Origin of the sequence: Desulfovibrio sp. 1188_IL3213 (assembly GCF_036763145.1) — a bacterium.
In the GTDB taxonomy this organism is placed as follows: Bacteria; Desulfobacterota; Desulfovibrionia; order Desulfovibrionales; family Desulfovibrionaceae; genus Desulfovibrio.
In genome coordinates this window covers 1-2,555 of sequence record NZ_JBAIYR010000335.1, presented here as the reverse complement: position 1 = coordinate 2,555, position 2,555 = coordinate 1, and the positions used below count along the sequence as shown (strand labels likewise).

At 52.6% G+C, this 2,555-nt stretch carries 4 protein-coding genes; 3 read left to right on the top strand and 1 reads right to left on the bottom strand.

All coding sequences use genetic code 11. The features are described 5' to 3' along the window. Nucleotides 1-99 precede the first annotated feature (99 nt). Together V6C16_RS11075 and V6C16_RS11070 are read left to right on the top strand one after the other, a co-directional pair. Complete coding sequence (locus tag V6C16_RS11075; protein ID WP_333543223.1) at nt 100-429, top strand: hypothetical protein; 330 nt, start codon at nt 100-102, stop codon at nt 427-429. Between the two features lie 65 nt (nt 430-494). Further along, on the top strand, nt 495-1,277 hold the full coding sequence (locus tag V6C16_RS11070; protein WP_333536925.1) for a DNA adenine methylase: 783 nt from the start codon (nt 495-497) through the stop codon (nt 1,275-1,277). 7 nt (nt 1,278-1,284) lie between these two features. On the opposite strand, the gene V6C16_RS11065 is transcribed toward V6C16_RS11070, so the two are convergent. Beyond that, complete coding sequence (locus V6C16_RS11065; protein ID WP_333536924.1) at nt 1,285-1,560, bottom strand: hypothetical protein; 276 nt, start codon at nt 1,558-1,560, stop codon at nt 1,285-1,287. Nucleotides 1,561-1,706: 146 nt separating this feature from the next. On the opposite strand from V6C16_RS11065, the gene V6C16_RS11060 reads away from it, so the two are divergent. Then, nucleotides 1,707-2,231 carry a hypothetical protein gene (locus V6C16_RS11060; protein ID WP_333536923.1) on the top strand — a complete coding sequence of 175 codons (525 nt, stop codon included), beginning with the start codon at nt 1,707-1,709 and terminating at the stop codon, nt 2,229-2,231. The last annotated feature ends 324 nt before the right edge of the window (nt 2,232-2,555 follow it).

Sequence of the window (2,555 nt, the reverse complement as noted above, 5' to 3'; positions counted from 1 at the left end):
CCATCATCAACCGCCATGGTGACGGCTTGCTGCCTCAATTCCTGTGAATAACGTCCCCGTGGTGCTTTCGTCATAGAACCTCCTCAATGGATATGGACTATGGCGTCCGTTTTTTCCAGCCTATCTCTAGCTCTGCATGAGAAAGGGAGCCTTTCAGCTTGGGACTCACCTGGCGGCGGAAGCCTGGACGCTTCTTTATATGATGGGGATGGGGCGGGCCAGGGTTTCTTCCCTCCCGATGGTAGTGACTTTGCGGCCTGGGACATCTGGCTTGCCGCACAACCTGACTTGCAACCCGCGCTGGCTGGAAGTCATGATGGGTTGGCCCATAAACTGGACAGATACCGACTCACGGGTAACGGAGTTGTGCCTTTGGAAGCGGCGTATGCGCTGGCAACTTTGGCAGCGAATGCCAACCAGCGCGAATGATTAATCACTGAGGAACCAGATTCCCAGGCGAGAAGGCCAGCGAGCCTCTTATAGAAGGTTTCTCAATGAATACTGTGTTGAACAGCCGTCCCCCGCTTGCCGGGTGGATGGGCGGCAAAAGTCTGCTGGCCAAGCGCATCGTGGATCGCATCCCCGAGCATCACTGCTACGTTGAACCGTTTTGCGGCGCAGCCTGGGTTCTCTTCAGAAAGCCTGAAAGCGCTGTTGAGGTCATTAACGATATCAACAAGGATGTGGTAACACTGTACCGTTGCCTACAATGGCATCTGGGGGAGTTTGTTCGCTTTTTCAAGTGGGTTCTGGTCAGCCGGGACGAGTTTGAGCGGCTGAAAAAAGCCGATCCTGAAACGCTAACGGACATTCAGCGTGCAGCACGTTTTTACTATATTCAACAGAGCTGCTTTGGTGGCAGAATAACTAGTCCCACATGGGGGTTCGCGGCCAGCCGCGGTAGTCGTCTTAATCTTCTCCGTATTGAAGAGACCCTGTCCGCGGCGCATTTGCGCTTGGCCAGGGCTTATATTGAATGCTTGCCGTACCATAAGGTGATTGAGAATTATGATCGGCCTGACACCTTTTTTTATGTAGACCCACCGTATTGGGACTTTGAGAATTATTATGGCCCTGGGCTGTTTACCAAAGAAGATTTTTCACGGCTGGCTGACCTGCTGGCCGGGGTAAAAGGCAAGTTTTTGGTCAGCCTCAATGACACACCTGGAGTGCGGGAGTGCTTCAAAGCTTTTGAGATCGAAGAAGTGCAAACCCGGTACACATGCGGTAACAAAGTCAATAAGGCCGCTGGCGAGGTGCTGATCAGGAATTGGTAGAAGGCTTTCAGGAGGGGGAAGGCTCCCCCTTCACTTTACGAGTGTACTTCTTACGCGGCGGGCTTTGGATGAGCGCCTTGCGCTCTTCCATCGGCAGGCGCCCGAGCAGGATGGCCAGCGCCACGGCTGGAGCCGGGGCCTCATGTACGCCTTGAATCCAACGGCTTGTCATGACCGGCGAGTACTCCTGCCCGGTCAGCTTGGTGACGGCCCTGCAGTAGTCCAGAGGCCGAAGCTTGCTTTCCCGCAATGCGAGGCCGAAAGCTGTGGACACGTCTTTCATAATAACTCCTTACAGCTGCAGCTTGCCGTTTTCGGCCCTGAGAGTCAATGTAAATTATTTTACGATGTGTTAAAAAAATTCTTGCAATCCTCCGCAGACAGAGCGAAGTGTGACTCACGGAAACAAACAAACCGGAGGAAAACAAGATGCTTACTACCAAAAATAGAGAATGGGGATTTTTTGGAACAGCTCGCCAACAATGCGGCGAGGCTTTCGCGGAAAGAGCATGGAGAGTGGCATTTGAACATGTTCAAAACTGGATGGGCTGGAACGACGAAATGACCCGCGATTTTTTAGATAGTAAATGTGGACGCTTTTACGCTGATGAAATGTGTGGAAAGAAGAATTGGCAAAGGGCCCTTACGCACTACAGCCATTTGGAGCATGATTGCCGCAGATTTTTCGAGGCTGAAAGGCCACTCGCATACAAGACATGGTGCGCCATCAACGGCAAAAGTCAGACGGAACGCACTCTGCGGCATACCGGCATAAGCAAAGCGGACATTCACAAGGCTGTAAGCACTCTTTTGGGGTTGGATTACACAGCCAGCCAAATAGAGGATATGGTGAGGAAGGCAGGCCCGTTAGCGCAGGCCCTCGCCATGATCTTGGCCGATATACCCGAGGAAATCCGAGACATGTACATGGACGACAAGGCCATTGCCGAATAACCCTAACTACCACTCCCAAGAAAAAAAGGAGGCGCTGCCTCCTTTTCCTCGTCGCTCCGTTTGCCCCCGCCCAAAGGGCAAAACTATCTCCAAAAACGCAGAGTTAAATAGCTCCACCAACCCAGCAAATTCCGCGCCGCAGGGAAGCCAGCGCCCGGCAAAAATAAATGTCGCGCTACATACTCAGGTAATATAATTAAAAAGGAACCCCCCGGCCTAGCCGGGGGTTCTTCATATGCGCCTGTAAGGCTTTCTTACCAGCCGCGCCCTAACAGGCGCACGGGCGATCTGACATTTGCATTTCTGTTACTTGCGGCCCGTAAA